The organism is Roseibium sp. (assembly GCF_965229775.1).
Taxonomy (GTDB): Bacteria; Pseudomonadota; Alphaproteobacteria; order Rhizobiales; family Stappiaceae; genus Roseibium.
Genome location: NZ_OZ245929.1, coordinates 5,026,558 through 5,043,114, shown reverse-complemented (window position 1 = coordinate 5,043,114; position 16,557 = coordinate 5,026,558). Strand labels below are relative to the sequence as shown.

Genomic DNA, 16,557 nt, shown 5'->3' with positions numbered 1-16,557 from the left:
GGATTTGGAGAGCAACGGATGACGAAGCTCATCATTGATGGCAAGGAAGTGGAAGTTCCGGCGGACTACACGCTGCTGCAGGCCTGTGAAGAGGCGGGCGCAGAAGTTCCGCGTTTCTGCTATCACGACAGGCTGTCGATTGCCGGCAACTGCCGCATGTGTCTCGTCGAGGTCAAGGGCGGCCCGCCGAAACCGACGGCGTCCTGTGCCATGGGCGTCAAGGATCTGCGCCCGGGCCCGAACGGCGAGCCCCCCGTTGTCGAAACCAAGTCCGAGATGGTCAAGCAGGCACGCGAAGGCGTGATGGAATTCCTGCTCATCAACCATCCTCTGGATTGTCCGATCTGCGACCAGGGCGGCGAGTGCGATCTGCAGGACCAGGCCATGGCCTATGGTGTCGACGGGTCCCGCTTCCACGAGAACAAGCGTGCGGTCGAGAACAAGGAAATCGGCCCGCTGATCAAGACGATCATGACGCGCTGCATCCACTGCACGCGCTGCGTCCGGTTCACCACCGAAGTGTGCGGCGTCACCGACATGGGGCTGGTCGGGCGCGGCGAGAACGCCGAGATCACGACCTATTTGGAAGCGGCGCTTTCCTCCGAAATGCAGGGCAATGTGGCAGATCTGTGCCCGGTCGGTGCGCTGACCCACAAGCCTTACGAATTTCATGCGCGTCCCTGGGAACTGACAAAGACCGAAAGCGTCGACGTCATGGATGCGGTCGGCTCCGCGATCCGGGTCGATTCCCGCGGCAAGGAAGTCATGCGGGTGATGCCGCGGCTGAACGAGGACGTCAACGAGGAGTGGATCTCCGACAAGTCGCGTTACATCTGGGACGGTCTGAAGACCCAGCGCCTCGATCGTCCGTATGCCCGCAAGGACGGCAAGCTGCAGGCGGTTTCCTGGTCCGAGGCCTTCCAGCTCATTTCGGAAAAGGTCAAGGGAACGACAGCGGACAAAATCGGTGCGCTCGCCGGGCAGCTGGCTGGTGTCGAGGACATGTTCGCGCTGAAGAGCCTGATGGGCAAACTCGGTGTCGAAAACATAGACAGCCGCTTCCCCGGGTCACCGCTTCATCCGAAAAACGGCCGGGCGAGCTATCTCTTCAACTCCTCGATCCAGGGGATCGAAGAGGCTGACGCGATCATGCTGATCGGCACCAATCCCCGTCAGGAAGCTCCGGTTCTTAATGCCCGGATCCGCAAGCGGTGGACACAGGGCGATATCCAGATCGGCCTCATCGGAGAGAATGCCGACCTGACCTATCCGGTCACCTATCTCGGCGCCGGTCCGGACAGTCTGAAGCAGTTTGTCGATCACGCTCCGGCCAAGGCCGAGCGGCCGATGTTCATCGTCGGGCAGGGTGCCCTGAACCGTCCGGATGGCGCGGCGGTTCTGGCGAACATCCTGGCGGCCGCGAAATCCCTCGGCGTCATCAAGGACGGCTGGAACGGGTTCAACGTCCTGCACACCGAAGCGTCCCAGGTCGGCGCGCTCGATATCGGTTTCGTGCCGGGTGAAGGCGGCAAGGACACCGGGGCAATGCTGGAAACAGGCGCGCTTGATGTCCTGTTCCTTCTCGGCGTCGACGAAGTCGAGGTTCCGGACGGTGCGTTCGTCGTCTACCAGGGCACGCATGGCGACCGCAGCGCGCATCGTGCGGACGTGATCCTGCCGGGTGCGGCCTATACCGAGAAGTCCGCCATCTACGTGAACACAGAAGGCCGGGTTCAGATGGCCGACCGCGCCGCGTTTCCTCCGGGTGATGCGCGCGAGGACTGGGCGATCCTGCGGGCGCTCTCCGCAAATCTCGGCCAGACGCTCGATTTCGATTCACTTGCCGAATTGCGCGCAAAACTGTTCGAAGCGCATCCTCTCATGACGGGGATCGATGCGATCGAGGCAGGCGACGCTGCGGATCTGGACAAATTGGCGGATGCATCCGCAACGATGGACAGCGCCGGCTTCGCCAACGTGATCCTTGACTTTTACTTGACCAATCCGATTGCTCGCGCCTCGAAGACGATGGCCGAGTGCTCGGCGCTCGCGCAATCGCGGGCCGCAGAAGCAGCTGAATAGAGGCAGGGGACCGATATGGCTGATTTCATGACGACCTATGGATGGCCGTTCCTTTGGATCGCCTTCCAAAGCATTTTGCTGATGGTCGTGCTTCTTGTGATCGTCGCCTACATTCTGTACGCAGATCGCAAAATCTGGGCAGCCGTTCAGATCCGCCGCGGTCCGAATGTGGTCGGTCCCTGGGGCTTGCTGCAGAGCTTTGCCGATCTCCTGAAATTCGTTCTGAAGGAGCCGGTGATCCCGGACGGCTCCAACAAGATCCTGTTCCTGCTGGCACCGTTGATCTCGGTTCTGCTGGCGCTGTCGGCGTGGGCGGTCATTCCCGTTGCCGACGGATGGGTCATTGCCAACATCAATGTCGGCGTGCTGTTCGTTTTCGCGGTCTCGTCACTTGAAGTCTACGGCGTGATCATCGGTGGCTGGGCGTCCAACTCGAAATATCCATTCCTGTCCGCGCTCAGGTCCGCGGCCCAGATGGTTTCCTACGAAGTCTCCATCGGTTTCGTGATCGTCACGGTTCTGCTGTGCGCCGGCACGTTGAACCTGACCGGTATCGTCGAGGCGCAGCAGACGGGTCTGGCGACCATGCTCGGCGTGCCATGGCTGTCCTTCCTGAACTGGTACTGGCTGCCGCTCTTCCCGATGTTCGTGGTGTTTTTCGTGTCCGCCCTTGCCGAGACGAACCGGCCGCCATTCGACCTTGCGGAAGCGGAGTCGGAACTCGTTGCCGGTTTCATGGTGGAATACGGCTCCACGCCGTACATGATGTTCATGCTCGGGGAATATGTCGCCATCTGCCTGATGTGCGCCCTGATGACGATCTTCTTCATGGGCGGATGGCTGCCGCCTTTTGATTTCGCTCCGTTCACCTGGGTTCCGGGTGTCGTCTGGTTCATTTTGAAGTGCCTTCTCGGGTTCTTCATGTTCGCGATGGTCAAGGCAATGGTGCCGCGCTACCGCTATGACCAGCTGATGCGCCTGGGCTGGAAAGTGTTCCTGCCGCTGTCGCTGGCGATGGTCGTTGTGGTTGCCGCCGTCCTGATGGCAACCGGCTGGGCACCGGGCGCGGCGTGAGCGTTTCGATTGCCGGTGTGATCGGTGCCGTGGTCGGGCTTTATGTCGGCTGGATCGATTACAGGATCCTGAAGGGAATCCTTCAGGCATCGGAGATGAAGAACAGACAGGCAGGCGGTGACGGTGGCGCTGCGGCCAGGTACAAGGCGCCCCTCGGCGCACTGATTTTTGGAGTTCCGATAATCGGCTTCCCGGTTATCGGTTATTGGGCCGCCAGCCAGCTGGCTGGTTGATCAAGGAGAGGCAAACGCGATGGGACTTAACCAGGCCGCCAAATCGCTGTTTCTGCAGGAGTTCGTGTCGGCGTTCTTTTTGGCGATGCGTTATTTCTTCAAACCGAAGCCGACCGTGAACTACCCGTTCGAGAAAGGGCCTGTCAGCCCGCGTTTCCGGGGTGAGCATGCGCTGCGCCGCTACCCGAACGGGGAAGAGCGCTGTATCGCGTGCAAGCTGTGCGAGGCGATCTGCCCCGCGCAGGCGATCACGATCGAGGCTGGTCCGCGCCGTAACGACGGAACGCGGCGGACGACGCGCTACGATATCGACATGGTCAAATGCATCTATTGCGGCTTCTGCCAGGAAGCCTGCCCGGTGGATGCGATTGTCGAGGGGCCTAATTTCGAGTTCGCCACGGAAACCCGCGAAGAGCTTTACTACGACAAGGAAAAGCTGCTCGCCAACGGGGACCGCTGGGAACGCGAAATCGCGCGCAACATTGAAATGGATGCTCCTTACCGTTAGGAGCTAACCGACTACTTCGGCGCTGGCCCGGCAATCCGGTCGGACCGCGCATCTTCGGCCGGTTCGGCCACACGACAGGCAGGTTCTTGATATGATCCTTAAAGCCCTCTTTTTCTACCTCTTTGCCGGTGTCACGCTGGCGTCTGGGTTAATGGTGATCGCTGCCCGGAACCCGGTGACCTCGGTCCTTTTCCTGATTCTGGCCTTCGTGAACTCTGCCGGACTGTTCGTGTTGCTTGGCGCGGAATACCTCGCGATGCTGCTCGTGGTGGTCTATGTGGGCGCGGTCGCGGTGCTGTTCCTCTTCGTCGTCATGATGCTGGACGTCGACTTTGTCGAATTGCGGCAGGGTTTCCTTCAGTATCTGCCGATCGGCGGCCTGGTCGGCCTGATCCTCATGGTCGAACTGCTGATGGCACTGGGGGCCTGGTTCATTGCGCCGGGCGTGCTCGGCCATGGGGCGGAACCGACGCCGGACCTGGCGCAGACAAGCAATATCGAAGCGATCGGCTCGGTTCTCTACACGAAGTACATCTACTTCTTCCAGGTGGCGGGCCTGGTGCTGCTGGTGGCGATGATCGGCGCGATCGTGCTGACGCTGCGCCACAAACCAAATGTGAAACGTCAAAGCATTCCGGAACAGGTGGGGCGTACGCGTGAAGCCGCCATCGAGGTCCGCAAGGTGGAGACGGGCAAGGGAATCTGACGCGGGGCTTCCGCGTCACTTGAGAATAGTCCGGAAACCGGCACGCTCCTCCGTGCGGTTCCCGGTTGGGGTAATTGAGGGGAGCACGGCGAGGCGCCCATGGAAATCGGTCTGTCGCATTATCTTTCGGTCGCGGCGATCCTGTTCACAATCGGGATTTTCGGGATCTTTCTGAACAGAAAGAACGTGATTGTCATTCTGATGTCGATCGAATTGCTGCTGCTTTCGGTCAACATCAATTTCGTCGCCTTTTCCTCGTTCCTCGGCGACCTCATGGGACAGATCTTCACGATGCTGGTTCTGACCGTTGCTGCCGCCGAAGCGGCGATCGGGCTGGCGATCCTGGTGGTGTTCCACCGAAACCGCGGCTCCATCGCCGTGGAAGACGTCAACGTGATGAAGGGGTAGGACCTGATGTATTCCGCAATCCTGTTCCTCCCGCTTATCGGCTTCCTGATCGCCGGCCTGTTCGGCCGCGTCATCGGGGACAAAGCCTGCGAGTACATCACAAGCGGCCTGGTCATTCTCGCGGCAATCCTTTCGTGGATCACGTTCTTTGGATTCTGGCTCGGCGGTTCCGAGTTGCAGATTGTCGAGCTGTTCCGCTGGATTGATGCCGGCGACCTGAAGGTGGCCTGGTCCATTCGGGTGGACACGCTGACCGCCGTCATGCTGGTCGTTGTCAACACGGTGTCCGCGCTCGTGCATGTCTATTCGATCGGCTACATGCATCACGATCCGCACCGCCCGCGCTTCTTTGCCTATCTGTCGCTGTTCACCTTCGCCATGCTGTCGCTCGTGACTGCCGACAACCTGCTGCAGATGTTCTTCGGCTGGGAAGGGGTTGGTCTGGCGTCCTACCTGCTGATCGGCTTCTGGTACAAGAAGCCGTCCGCGAACGCGGCGGCGATCAAGGCATTTGTCGTCAACCGCGTGGGCGACTTCGGCTTCGCACTTGGCATCTTCGGTGTCTTCTATCTTTTCCAGACCATCGAGTTCACGACCATCTTCAATGACGCTCCGTCCTTCATCGAGGGCCAGGAGCCGGTCATGACGTTCCTCGGTTACCAACTCGATCCGCAAGGGGCGATGACCATTGTCTGCCTGCTCCTGTTCATGGGTGCGATGGGCAAGTCGGCGCAGTTCCTGCTGCACACCTGGCTACCCGACGCCATGGAAGGCCCGACACCGGTTTCCGCGCTCATCCACGCGGCGACGATGGTGACCGCAGGCGTGTTCATGGTGGCGCGTCTGTCTCCGCTGATGGAGTTGTCGCAAACGGCGCTGACCGTGATTGTCTTCTTCGGCGCGACAACGGCGTTCTTCGCGGCGACCGTTGGCCTGGTTCAAAACGACATCAAGCGCGTGATCGCCTATTCGACCTGTTCCCAGCTCGGTTACATGTTCGTGGCGCTCGGCGTCGGTGCCTATTCGATCGGCATCTTCCACCTGTTCACGCACGCCTTCTTCAAGGCGCTTCTGTTCCTGTGTGCCGGTTCGGTGATCCACGCGGTGTCCGACGAACAGGACATGCGCAAGATGGGCGGGCTCAGGAAGCACATTCCGATCACCTACTGGACGATGATGATCGGCACGCTGGCGCTCACCGGTGTCGGCATTCCGTTTACGCATATCGGCTTCGCCGGGTTCGTGTCGAAAGACGGGATCATCGAGGCGGCCTTTGCAGGGGCAGGCGGAGAGCACGCAAACCCTATGGCGCTCTATGGCTTCTGGCTGACGGTCATTGCCGCCGCTCTCACCTCGTTCTACTCCTGGCGGCTGACCTTCATGACCTTCCACGGCAAACCGCGCGCGCCGGTTGACGTGATGAAACATGTCCATGAATCGCCACTGGTGATGACCGTGCCGCTGTTCGTTCTGTCGATCGGGGCGGTCCTTGCGGGCATGGTCTTCTACAACTCGTTCTTCTATTCCGAAGACGCCTACACGGCGTTCTGGAACGGGTCCCTTCCTGCGTTCGGCGACCTCCACGTTCTTCATGCCATGCACGATGTGCCGGCGTGGGTGCGGGTCTCGCCTTTCGTCATGATGGTGCTCGGCTTCCTGGTCGCGTACCAGTTCTACATTCGCTCGCCCGAGATGCCAAAGCAGCTCGCGGCGCGGCACCAGGGGCTCTACAAGTTCCTGCTCAACAAGTGGTATTTCGACGAATTGTACGATTTCCTCTTCGTCCGTCCGTCCATGTGGATCGGCCGCGCGCTCTGGAAGAAGGGTGACGGGACCGTGATCGACGGCTTCGGACCGGACGGCATTTCCGCACGGGTCCAGAACGTCACGTCCTGGGTCGTCCGGCTTCAGACCGGATATCTCTATCACTACGCATTTGCGATGCTGATCGGTGTGGCTGCGCTCATCACCTGGTCGATGTTCACCGGTACTGGCACCGGCGGGGGTGCACACTAATGATTGACTGGCCAATTCTGTCACTCACGACCTTCTTGCCGCTGCTCGGCGTCCTGTTCATCCTCCTGGTGCCGGGCGACGACGAGGGCAGCAAACGAAACATCCGGATGGTGGCCCTGGTCACGACCGGCGTGACGTTCCTGCTGTCGCTGTTCATCTGGGGCAATTTCGACTACGCCAATCCGGGCTTCCAGTTCGTGGAAAACCGCGACTGGCTCGGCGGCGACATCAGCTACAAGATGGGCGTCGACGGCATTTCGGTGCTGTTCGTGATCCTGACGACGTTCCTGATGCCGTTCTGCATTCTCGCCTCCTGGGAGAGCATCCAGAACCGGGTCAAGGAATACATGATCGCGTTCCTGGTGCTGGAAACGCTGATGATCGGTGTCTTCTGCGCGCTCGACCTTTTCGTGTTCTACATCTTCTTCGAGGCCGGCCTCATTCCGATGTTCCTGATCATCGGTGTGTGGGGCGGGAAGCGCCGCGTCTACGCGTCCTACAAGTTCTTCCTGTATACGCTGCTCGGCTCCGTCCTGATGCTGATCGCGATCATGGCGATGTACTGGAACGCGGGCACGACCGATATCGAGAAGCTGCTCGCACACTCGTTCCCGAGCGGCATGCAGACATGGCTTTGGCTGGCCTTTTTTGCCTCCTTTGCCGTGAAAATGCCGATGTGGCCGGTACACACTTGGCTTCCCGACGCGCACGTGGAAGCGCCGACGGCCGGGTCCGTCATCCTGGCGGGTATCCTCCTGAAGCTCGGGGGCTACGGCTTCCTGCGGTTTTCGCTGCCGATGTTCCCGATCGCGTCCGACATGTTCGCACCCTTCGTGTTCACACTGTCGGTGGTCGCGATCATCTACACGTCCCTGGTCGCCCTTGCCCAGGAAGACATCAAGAAGCTGATAGCCTATTCGTCGGTCGCGCACATGGGTTACGTCACCATGGGCATCTTCACGATGACGGAACAGGGTGTGCAGGGCGGGATCTTCCAGATGCTGTCGCACGGCATTGTCTCCGGCGCACTCTTCCTGTGTGTGGGCGTGATTTACGACCGGATGCATACGCGCGAGATCTCCGCCTATGGCGGTCTCGTCAACCGGATGCCCAAATACGCGGTTGCCTTCCTGATCTTCACGATGGCCAATGTCGGGCTGCCGGGAACCTCGGGTTTCGTCGGTGAGATCCTGACGCTGATGGGCGCCTTCCAGGTCAATACCTGGGTTGCCTTCCTTGCCACGACGGGCGTCATCCTGTCGGCCGCCTATGCGCTCTATCTCTACCGCCGCGTCGTGTTCGGTGCCCTGGAGAAGGAAAGCCTGAAGTCGATGCTGGACCTGAACCTCAGGGAAAAGGTCATCCTGTTTCCGATGATCATCCTGACCATCTTCTTCGGCTTCTATCCGATGGCGATCCTCGATGTGACACAAGGATCGGTGGACAATCTCATCAATCAGTACACTGCAGCGCTTGAAGCGGCCGGGGTCACCCAGCACGCCGCCGCCGCTGCAGCGGCACAATAGGTTTCGAGGACGAGACAGAGCTATGTCAGATGTGAGCCAATTGCCAGATCTCATGCCGGTCTTGCCGGAGATCATCCTCGCCGTCGGAGCCATGGTGCTGCTGATGATCGGAGCGTTCGGCGGAAAGGGCGTCAGCTATGTCGTCTTCGGCGGGGCCATGGGCTTGCTCGGAACCGGCTTCCTGGTGCTCATGCTCGTGCCGAGCTTCGGCGAAACCTTCGGCGGGTCCTTCGTGCTCGATGATTTCGCCTATCTCCTGAAACTGCTGGTCCTGGCGGGGTCGTTCTTTGCCATCGCCATGTCGTGGGCCTATGCCAAGAGCCAGTCCTTCGATCATTTCGAATATCCGATCCTCATCGTTCTCGCCACGCTCGGCATGATGCTAATGCTGTCGGCAAACGACATGATCGCGCTCTACATGGGACTGGAACTTCAGAGCCTGGCGCTTTACGTCGTTGCGGCGATCAACCGTGACAGCGTGCGGTCCACGGAAGCCGGCCTCAAGTATTTCGTCCTGGGCGCGCTCTCCTCGGGTATGCTGCTTTACGGGATGTCGCTGGTCTACGGTTTCACCGGCCAGATTTCCTTCGCGGCGATCGCCGAGGTGCTGGCGCATGACGGCGCTTCGATCGGTCTCGTGATCGGTCTTACCTTCATCCTGGCGGGCCTTGCCTTCAAGATTTCGGCCGTTCCGTTTCACATGTGGACACCGGATGTCTACGAGGGCGCACCGACACCGGTTACCGCCTTCCTGGCCGCTGCGCCCAAGGTCGCGGCGATGGGCATGATGGTGCGCATCGTGATCGAGGCGTTTCAGCCGGTTACCAGCGACTGGCAGCAGATCGTTGTTTTCGTCTCGATTGCCTCAATGGCGCTCGGTGCGTTTGCCGCGATCGGGCAGCGCAACCTGAAACGGCTGATGGCCTATTCCTCCATCGGTCACATGGGGTACGCGCTGGTCGGGCTGTCCGCCGGCACGCAGACCGGTGTAGAAGGCGTCATATTCTACATGATCGCCTATCTCGGCATGACGCTCGGCGTGTTCGCCTGCATCCTGTCCATGCGGCGCAAGGACGGCATGGTCGAAGAGATTGACGACCTGTCGGGACTGTCGCAGACGAACCTGCCGATGGCGATCCTTCTGGCACTTCTGATGTTCTCGCTCGCAGGTATTCCGCCGCTGGTCGGTTTCTTCGGCAAGTGGTACGTCTTCGTTGCTGCTGTCGAGGCCGGTCTTTACCCGCTCGCGATCATCGGCGTACTGATGTCCGTGGTCGGTGCCTACTATTATCTCAGGATCGTCAAGGTCATGTTCTTCGACGAGCCGGTCGAAGGCTTCGAGGCCATGCCGATGGAGTTGCGCGTCGTCCTTGGTCTGTCGAGCGTGTTCGTCGTTCTGTTCTGGCTGGCACCCGGACAGGTGGTCAATGCGGCAAGCGCCGCTGCGCAGTCGCTGTTCTGACCGCTCTGATGACACGGGACCATCTTGAACGTCCGGCGCCAGGTGCGCCGGACTTTCTGTTTGAAGACCTGGACAGCGTCGGTTCGACCAATGCGCTCTGTTTTGAACGTGCGCGCGCCGGGCATGGCGGCAATCTCTGGATCCGTGCCGCAGAACAGACGGAAGGCCGGGGGCGCAGAGGGCGCGACTGGTCGTCTCCGGTCGGCAATCTGTTTGCCAGCCTGCTGCTGATCGACCCGAAACCGGCCGAGCGGATCGGCGAATTGCCGCTCGTGGCAGCGGTGGCTCTTGCCGATGCAGTTGACAAAGCGGCCGGAACACTCCATCTGGTGCAGCTGAAATGGCCGAATGATCTGCTGGTCGATGGAGCGAAGCTCTCAGGCATCCTGCTTGAGGCGGAGATTCTCGCCGATGGCCGTCAGGCGGTCGTTATCGGTTTCGGGGTCAACTGTATCTCCCATCCGCCACTTGCAATGTACCAGGCGACTGATCTGAGGAGCCTGGGGCTCCAGGTGTCTGCCGAGCGCATGTTCGGGGCACTCGCGTCGTCCTTTTCGGCGCATCTGGGTACATGGCGGGAACCGGGGGGATTTCAACAGATCCGGAAGAACTGGCTCGATCGGGCGGCCCATCTGGGCAAAGAGATCTCCGTAAAAACAGCCAGAGAAGAAATTTCCGGCATTTTTGCCGATCTGGATGCGCGCGGCCACCTGGTCCTCAAGCAGGATGACGGCAGCGTACGCACCCTCTATGCAGGCGATGTTTTCTTTCCCGGTGACTGAGTTCCGGTGAACCGCCTGCTCCAAAGTTTAAAGGAGCAATCCATGGCTTCGGCCAACAAGAATAAAAACGAAATCGTGTTCCTGCCGCTTGGTGGCGTTGGTGAAATCGGTATGAATCTCGGTCTCTACGGCTATGGCCCGGAACATGACCGGACCTGGCTCATCGTCGATTGCGGGGTGAGCTTTGCTGGGCCTGACCTGCCCGGGATCGACGTGCTTCTCCCCGATATCAAGTTTCTCGAAGACGAGGTCGACAATATTGCCGGCATGGTCATCACCCATGCACACGAAGACCACTATGGCGGCATTCTGCACCTGTGGCCTTTCCTGAAGGTTCCGGTTTACGCAACTGCGTTTACTGCCGGGCTGCTGGCCGCAAAGGCGGAGAGCGAGCCGGGCGCGGAAGAAGTACCCGTCACGATCGTCAAACAGGGTGAGCGGCACGAGATCGGTCCGTTCGAGGTCGAATTCGTCGCGATGGCGCATTCGATCCCCGAACCTTGCGCCCTGGCGATCCGGACACCGGCCGGCCTCGTTCTGCACACCGGCGACTGGAAGATCGATCCGACACCGGGTGTCGGTCTGCCCATCGATCTGGACCGACTGGCGGAGATCGGCCGGGAAGGCGTGATGGCGCTGGTCTGCGACAGCACAAACGCGGTGCGTGACGGTATCAGTCCCAGCGAACGGGATGTCGCCGCCGAACTGAAAAAAGTGATTGCCGGGGCCAAACAACGCGTTGCCGTGACCACCTTCGCGTCCAACGTCGCGCGGATCCGCGCCGTTGCCGAAGCCGCAGCGGCCAATGGCCGCGATGTGGTGATCGTCGGGCGGTCGATGCACCGGGTGATCGCGGTGGCAAGCGAGCTCGGCTACATGGACGGGCTGCCGCAGTTTCACGACGAAGAGGCATTCGGGTATCTGCCCCGGAACAAGACGGTTCTCCTGTGCACCGGATCGCAAGGCGAAAGCCGGGCCGCACTTGCACGTATTGCGGCAGGGGACCACCGTAACGTGGCGCTCTCCCGTGACGACACCGTCATATTTTCTTCGCGCACCATTCCAGGAAACGAGAAGGCGGTTGCCGAGGTGCTCAACAATCTCGCCGACAACGATATCGACATCGTCACGGACAAGGATGCGCTCGTGCATGTCTCCGGCCACCCGCGCCGGGGCGAGTTGGAACAGTTATACAAAGTGCTCAACCCGAAAGTCGTGCTTCCCGTTCACGGTGAGCCGTTGCATCTTGCCGCGCATGCCGCGTTTGCGAAGGAACAGGGTGTTCCGGAAGTGGTCCGCGGCAAGAACGGGGACATCATACGCCTGAACGCAGGAAGGGCTGCCGTCATCGACGAGGCGCCGTCGGGCATTCTGGTCAAGGACGGAAGCGTTCTCGACGACCCGGAGGTGACCGGCGTGAAAGAACGGCGCAAGCTTTCTTTTGCCGGAGCGGCCATCGTGGCACTCGTGGTCAATCGGGCCGGAGATCTGTTGAGCGATCCGGACGTTGCGCTGTTGGGTTTGCCGGACACGGATGACGATGGCGAACCGATGGAAGACATTGTCATCAAGGCCGTGATCGGTGCGGTGACAAGCATTCCGAAGGCGCGGCGCAAGGACAAGGACCTTGTCGGTGAAGCAGCCCGGCGGGCGGCGCGTTCCGAGATACTCGACGTGTGGGGCAAAAAGACGCTCTGCAAGGTTATGGTGACCCAACTATAATCCAGTGTGTGGCCTCCGGGCTGCGTCTGCGTGAAGGAGCTGAAATGATCGGACGGTTGAACCATGTTGCCATTGCGGTCTCGGATATCGAGGCGGCGACGGCTGTCTATCGCGATACGCTCGGTGCGGTGGTTTCGGGCAAGGAAGAGCAACCCGACCACGGCGTCAGCACCGTTTTCATCAATCTGCCGAACACCAAGATCGAATTGCTGGAGCCGCTCGGCGACAATTCACCGATTGCCAAGTTCCTGGAAAAGAACCCGTCAGGGGGCATTCATCACGTGTGCTACGAGGTGGACGACATCCTCGCAGCCCGTGACAAGCTTGTCGCTGACGGCGCACGGGTGCTTGGCGACGGCGAGCCGAAGATCGGAGCGCATGGCAAACCCGTCCTGTTCCTGCATCCGAAAGACTTCCTCGGCACGCTGACCGAGCTGGAAGAGGCCTGATTGATGTCGGTCGCGTTTGGCATGGCCATCTTCTTCATGATCTGGTGGATCATCCTGTTTGCAATCCTGCCGTTCGGTCTTCACAGGACGCAGGAAGAAGCCGGGGACGTTGTCCCCGGAAGCGAACCGAGCGCACCGCACAAGCCGCAATTCCTGAAGGTCATCGTGCTGACGACGGTGATTGCAGCCATGGTGTTCGGCAGCTATCTGGCCTTGCGTCAGTCCGGATTCGGTCTCGACGACATTCCGTTCTTCAAACCGCCTTCGCAAAGCTGAGTCGCGGGAAGCGACCGTCTAGAGTACAGACTCATTTGTGAGTCTGTACCTTGGGCATACCTAGAGCATCGGGTTTGTCAGATCCGTTCATTGGTGACTGAAGAGGACGGGTTGCAGGTCCACAAAAGAAAAAGGCAGAGCAAGCTCTGCCTTTGATGAGTTCCGCGTCCAAACTGACCCCCGTTCCCTGGCCGGTTGTTTGACAACCTGGCTGGGCGGCTGCGGATCTTGCGATGCGCCAGAAGGTCCTTCCTCCCAAGACTCAGACCGCGATGTCCTTGAGCATCCTAGCATTTCTGCTGAAGCATCTTTTTGTTATTGAAATGGAACCTAGCGGAACAATTCGCGCTTGTCACCTGTTTGTCGTAAAGAGCCTATTTTTTTTGCTTGCCTAATTGATCCGCATGATAATTGGTTCACCAGTTGCCCGAAAAGGCCGGTCAATTAAGACGGCAAAAGAAGGGAACTGCCACGCTTTTGTCCATTCGATAAAGCAAGGATTGCAAAAGCAGGTGTGGTTCAGCCAAGGGACTTGTTTTTAGGCGCAGCATGCGGTTTGACTGCGCATAATTCGAGCTATTCGCCAATCCGAGAGAACATGATGCGTCTGTCCAGATACTTCCTCCCGATCCTGAAAGAGACACCCAAAGAGGCCGAGATTGTCTCACACCGCCTGATGCTGCGCGCAGGCATGATCCGGCAGCAGTCTGCTGGCATCTATTCCTGGCTGCCGCTCGGTTTCAAGGTTCTGCGCAAGATCGAACGCATCGTCGAAGAAGAACAGGCGCGGGCAGGTGCCATTCAGCTTCTGATGCCGACGATACAATCTGCCGATCTGTGGCGCGAGAGTGGCCGCTATGATGCCTATGGCAAGGAAATGCTGCGCATTACCGACAGGCACGAGCGCGACATGCTGTTCGGACCGACGAACGAGGAGATGATCACCGATATCTTCCGGGGCTATGTCCGCTCCTACAAGGATCTGCCGCTTAACCTCTACCACATCCAGTGGAAATTCCGGGACGAAGTGCGTCCGCGATTCGGGATCATGCGCGGACGCGAGTTCCTGATGAAGGATGCCTATTCCTTCGATCTCGACAAGGAAGCGGCCCGGCACGCCTATAACCGCATGTTCGTGGCTTACCTGCGAACCTTCGACCGCATGGGTCTTAAGGCGATCCCGATGAAGGCAGAGACCGGTCCGATCGGCGGAGACATGAGCCACGAGTTCATCATTCTGGCCGACACCGGGGAAAGCGAAGTCTTCTGCGACAAGTCTCTTCTGGAGTTGCCGATCCCGGAGGAGGGAACGGACTTCTTTTCCGATCTCACGCCGATCGTGACACGCTGGACGACGCCCTACGCCGCGACTGACGAGATGCATGACGCGGCCGCATTCGAACAGCTTGCCGAAGCAGACCGGGTGTCCGCCCGCGGCATCGAGGTCGGCCATATCTTCTACTTCGGCACCAAGTATTCCGATGCCATGGGAGCGAAGGTCGCGACGGCTGAAGGCACCGAGGTGCCGGTTCACATGGGGTCCTACGGCGTGGGTGTTTCCCGCCTTCTTGGCGCCCTGATTGAAGCGAATCATGACGACAACGGAATCATTTGGCCGAAGTCCGTTGCACCGTTCCATGTGGGGCTGGTCAATCTGAAACCGGGTGACGCGTTGACCGACAGTGTTTCGGAAGACCTCTATGCCAAACTCGAAACCGCGGGCGTGGAAGTCCTCTATGACGACACCGACACACGCGCCGGCGCAAAATTCGCCACGATGGATCTGATCGGACTGCCGTACCAGGTGGTTGCCGGTCCGAGGGGACTGAAGGACGGTCTTCTGGAAGTGAAGGAGCGTTCAACTGGGGAAAAGGAAATGATGACCCCGGAAGCCGCTCTCAACAAGCTGACGTCGGCATTGACGGAATAAGCCGGTGCGGTGATCCTTTGAACGGGGATTCGGTTGCAGCATTCGCGGCCGGCTGGGCATTGCTGAAGTGGAAGTGTGATGACGACAGCAGACATGGCGGATGTTGGCGATGGCCAGACGACGGCAACACCGACACGGCCTTTTTCCACCTTTGAATGGATGATCGCGGGGCGTTATCTGCGGTCGAGACGGCGGGAAACCTTCATCTCCGTGATCGCCGGCTTCTCGTTTGCCGGGATCATGCTCGGCGTTGCCACGCTCATCATCGTCATGGCGGTGATGAACGGGTTCCGCTCGGAGCTGCTGGACAAGATCCTTGGCATCAACGGGCACATGCTCGTTCAGCCCATCGACATGCCGCTCAACGACTATGACGCCGTTTCGGAGCGTCTCGAAGGGGTTCCGGACGTTGTTGCCGCGTTTCCCTTCATCGAGGGGCAGGCCCTCGTGTCCGGTCCCGCGGGCAATCTCGGCGCGCTCGTTCGCGGTGTTTACGAAAGCGATCTTCGCCGGATGCCGCTTGTGGCCGACAATATCAGTCCCGGCAGCATCGACGGGTTCGATGCAGGCGAGGGTGTCGTCATCGGCACACGCATGGCCCAGCAACTCGGCCTGACGGTCGGCGACAACATCACGATCATTTCACCCAGAGGCAGTGTCACGCCGATGGGGGTCACACCGCGCGTCAAGGCCTATCCGGTGTCGGCGATCTTCGAGATCGGCATGAGCGAATACGACGCCACGTTCCTGTTCATGCCGCTGGAAGAGGCCCAAGCCTACTTCAACATGGGTGACCGGGCGACCGGCGTGGAGATCTATGTGGTTAATCCGGACAGCGTCAATGTGATGCGCAATGCCATCGAGGAGGGGGCGGCACGGCCGACACTGGTCACCGACTGGACGCAGCGCAACGCGACGTTCTTCTCGGCGCTTGAAGTCGAGCGCAACGTGATGTTCATCATCCTGACGCTGATTGTCCTTGTTGCGGCGCTGAACATCATCTCCGGACTGATCATGCTCGTGAAGGACAAGGGCAGGGACATCGCCATCTTGCGGACCATGGGGGCGACCCGGGGCGCCATCATGAGGATCTTCCTGATCACGGGGGCGAGCATTGGCTGTGTCGGAACGCTTGCTGGGTTTTTCCTCGGGCTGATCGTATGTCTCAATATCGAGAGCATCCGGCAATTCGTTTCCTGGCTGACATCGACCCAGCTTTTTGATCCGACGCTCTATTTCCTGTCGAAACTTCCCGCCGAAATAGACAGCGGCGAAACGATCACGGTGTTGCTGATGGCGCTCGCCCTTTCGCTGCTGGCAACCCTGTACCCGGCGTGGCGTGCGGCCCGCCTCGATCCGGTCGAGGCGCTCAGGTATGAGTGA

General features: G+C 59.8%; 15 protein-coding genes. All 15 read left to right on the top strand.

Annotated features, from left to right (window positions below; genetic code table 11):
• Positions 1-18 precede the first annotated feature (18 nt).
• The 15 genes from nuoG (at position 19) to ACO07N_RS22650 (ending at position 16,557) form a co-directional block, all read left to right on the top strand.
• Positions 19-2,082: an NADH-quinone oxidoreductase subunit NuoG gene (nuoG, locus tag ACO07N_RS22720; RefSeq protein ID WP_421983204.1), complete on the top strand. Its 2,064-nt coding sequence runs from the start codon at positions 19-21 to the stop codon at positions 2,080-2,082.
• A gap of 15 nt (positions 2,083-2,097) precedes the next feature.
• Complete coding sequence (nuoH, locus tag ACO07N_RS22715; RefSeq protein ID WP_319382328.1) at positions 2,098-3,156, top strand: NADH-quinone oxidoreductase subunit NuoH; 1,059 nt, start codon at positions 2,098-2,100, stop codon at positions 3,154-3,156.
• Entirely contained in the window at positions 3,153-3,389 is a 237-nt protein-coding gene (locus ACO07N_RS22710) for a hypothetical protein (RefSeq protein ID WP_421983203.1), read from the top strand. Before nuoH ends, ACO07N_RS22710 begins: the two co-directional genes overlap by 4 nt.
• A 19-nt stretch (positions 3,390-3,408) precedes the next feature.
• Positions 3,409-3,897 carry an NADH-quinone oxidoreductase subunit NuoI gene (gene nuoI / locus ACO07N_RS22705; protein WP_306143737.1) on the top strand — a complete coding sequence of 163 codons (489 nt, stop codon included), beginning with the start codon at positions 3,409-3,411 and terminating at the stop codon, positions 3,895-3,897.
• Positions 3,898-3,988: 91 nt separating this feature from the next.
• Positions 3,989-4,603: an NADH-quinone oxidoreductase subunit J gene (locus ACO07N_RS22700; protein WP_421983202.1), complete on the top strand. Its 615-nt coding sequence runs from the start codon at positions 3,989-3,991 to the stop codon at positions 4,601-4,603.
• 99 nt (positions 4,604-4,702) lie between these two features.
• Entirely contained in the window at positions 4,703-5,011 is a 309-nt protein-coding gene (gene nuoK / locus ACO07N_RS22695) for an NADH-quinone oxidoreductase subunit NuoK (RefSeq protein ID WP_029063407.1), read from the top strand.
• A 6-nt stretch (positions 5,012-5,017) separates the two neighbouring features.
• A complete protein-coding gene (gene nuoL, locus ACO07N_RS22690) occupies positions 5,018-7,027 on the top strand; it encodes an NADH-quinone oxidoreductase subunit L (protein WP_421983201.1) in 2,010 nt (669 codons plus the stop codon).
• Positions 7,027-8,553, top strand: coding sequence for an NADH-quinone oxidoreductase subunit M (locus tag ACO07N_RS22685; protein ID WP_421983200.1), 1,527 nt, complete (start codon positions 7,027-7,029; stop codon positions 8,551-8,553). Before nuoL ends, ACO07N_RS22685 begins: the two co-directional genes overlap by 1 nt.
• A 22-nt stretch (positions 8,554-8,575) precedes the next feature.
• A complete protein-coding gene (nuoN, locus tag ACO07N_RS22680) occupies positions 8,576-10,015 on the top strand; it encodes an NADH-quinone oxidoreductase subunit NuoN (protein WP_421983199.1) in 1,440 nt (479 codons plus the stop codon).
• An 8-nt stretch (positions 10,016-10,023) separates the two neighbouring features.
• Positions 10,024-10,797: a biotin--[acetyl-CoA-carboxylase] ligase gene (locus ACO07N_RS22675; RefSeq protein ID WP_421983198.1), complete on the top strand. Its 774-nt coding sequence runs from the start codon at positions 10,024-10,026 to the stop codon at positions 10,795-10,797.
• 42 nt (positions 10,798-10,839) lie between these two features.
• Positions 10,840-12,519, top strand: coding sequence for a ribonuclease J (locus tag ACO07N_RS22670; RefSeq protein WP_421983197.1), 1,680 nt, complete (start codon positions 10,840-10,842; stop codon positions 12,517-12,519).
• A 44-nt stretch (positions 12,520-12,563) separates the two neighbouring features.
• Positions 12,564-12,968, top strand: coding sequence for a methylmalonyl-CoA epimerase (gene mce, locus ACO07N_RS22665; RefSeq protein WP_421983196.1), 405 nt, complete (start codon positions 12,564-12,566; stop codon positions 12,966-12,968).
• 3 nt (positions 12,969-12,971) lie between these two features.
• Positions 12,972-13,244 (top strand): DUF1467 family protein, encoded by a 273-nt coding sequence (locus tag ACO07N_RS22660; protein ID WP_421983195.1) that lies wholly within the window; start codon positions 12,972-12,974, stop codon positions 13,242-13,244.
• 601 nt (positions 13,245-13,845) lie between these two features.
• On the top strand, positions 13,846-15,174 hold the full coding sequence (gene proS, locus ACO07N_RS22655) for a proline--tRNA ligase (RefSeq protein ID WP_421983194.1): 1,329 nt from the start codon (positions 13,846-13,848) through the stop codon (positions 15,172-15,174).
• Positions 15,175-15,252: 78 nt separating this feature from the next.
• Positions 15,253-16,557, top strand: a complete 1,305-nt coding sequence (locus ACO07N_RS22650; RefSeq protein ID WP_421983193.1) for a lipoprotein-releasing ABC transporter permease subunit — start codon at positions 15,253-15,255, stop codon at positions 16,555-16,557.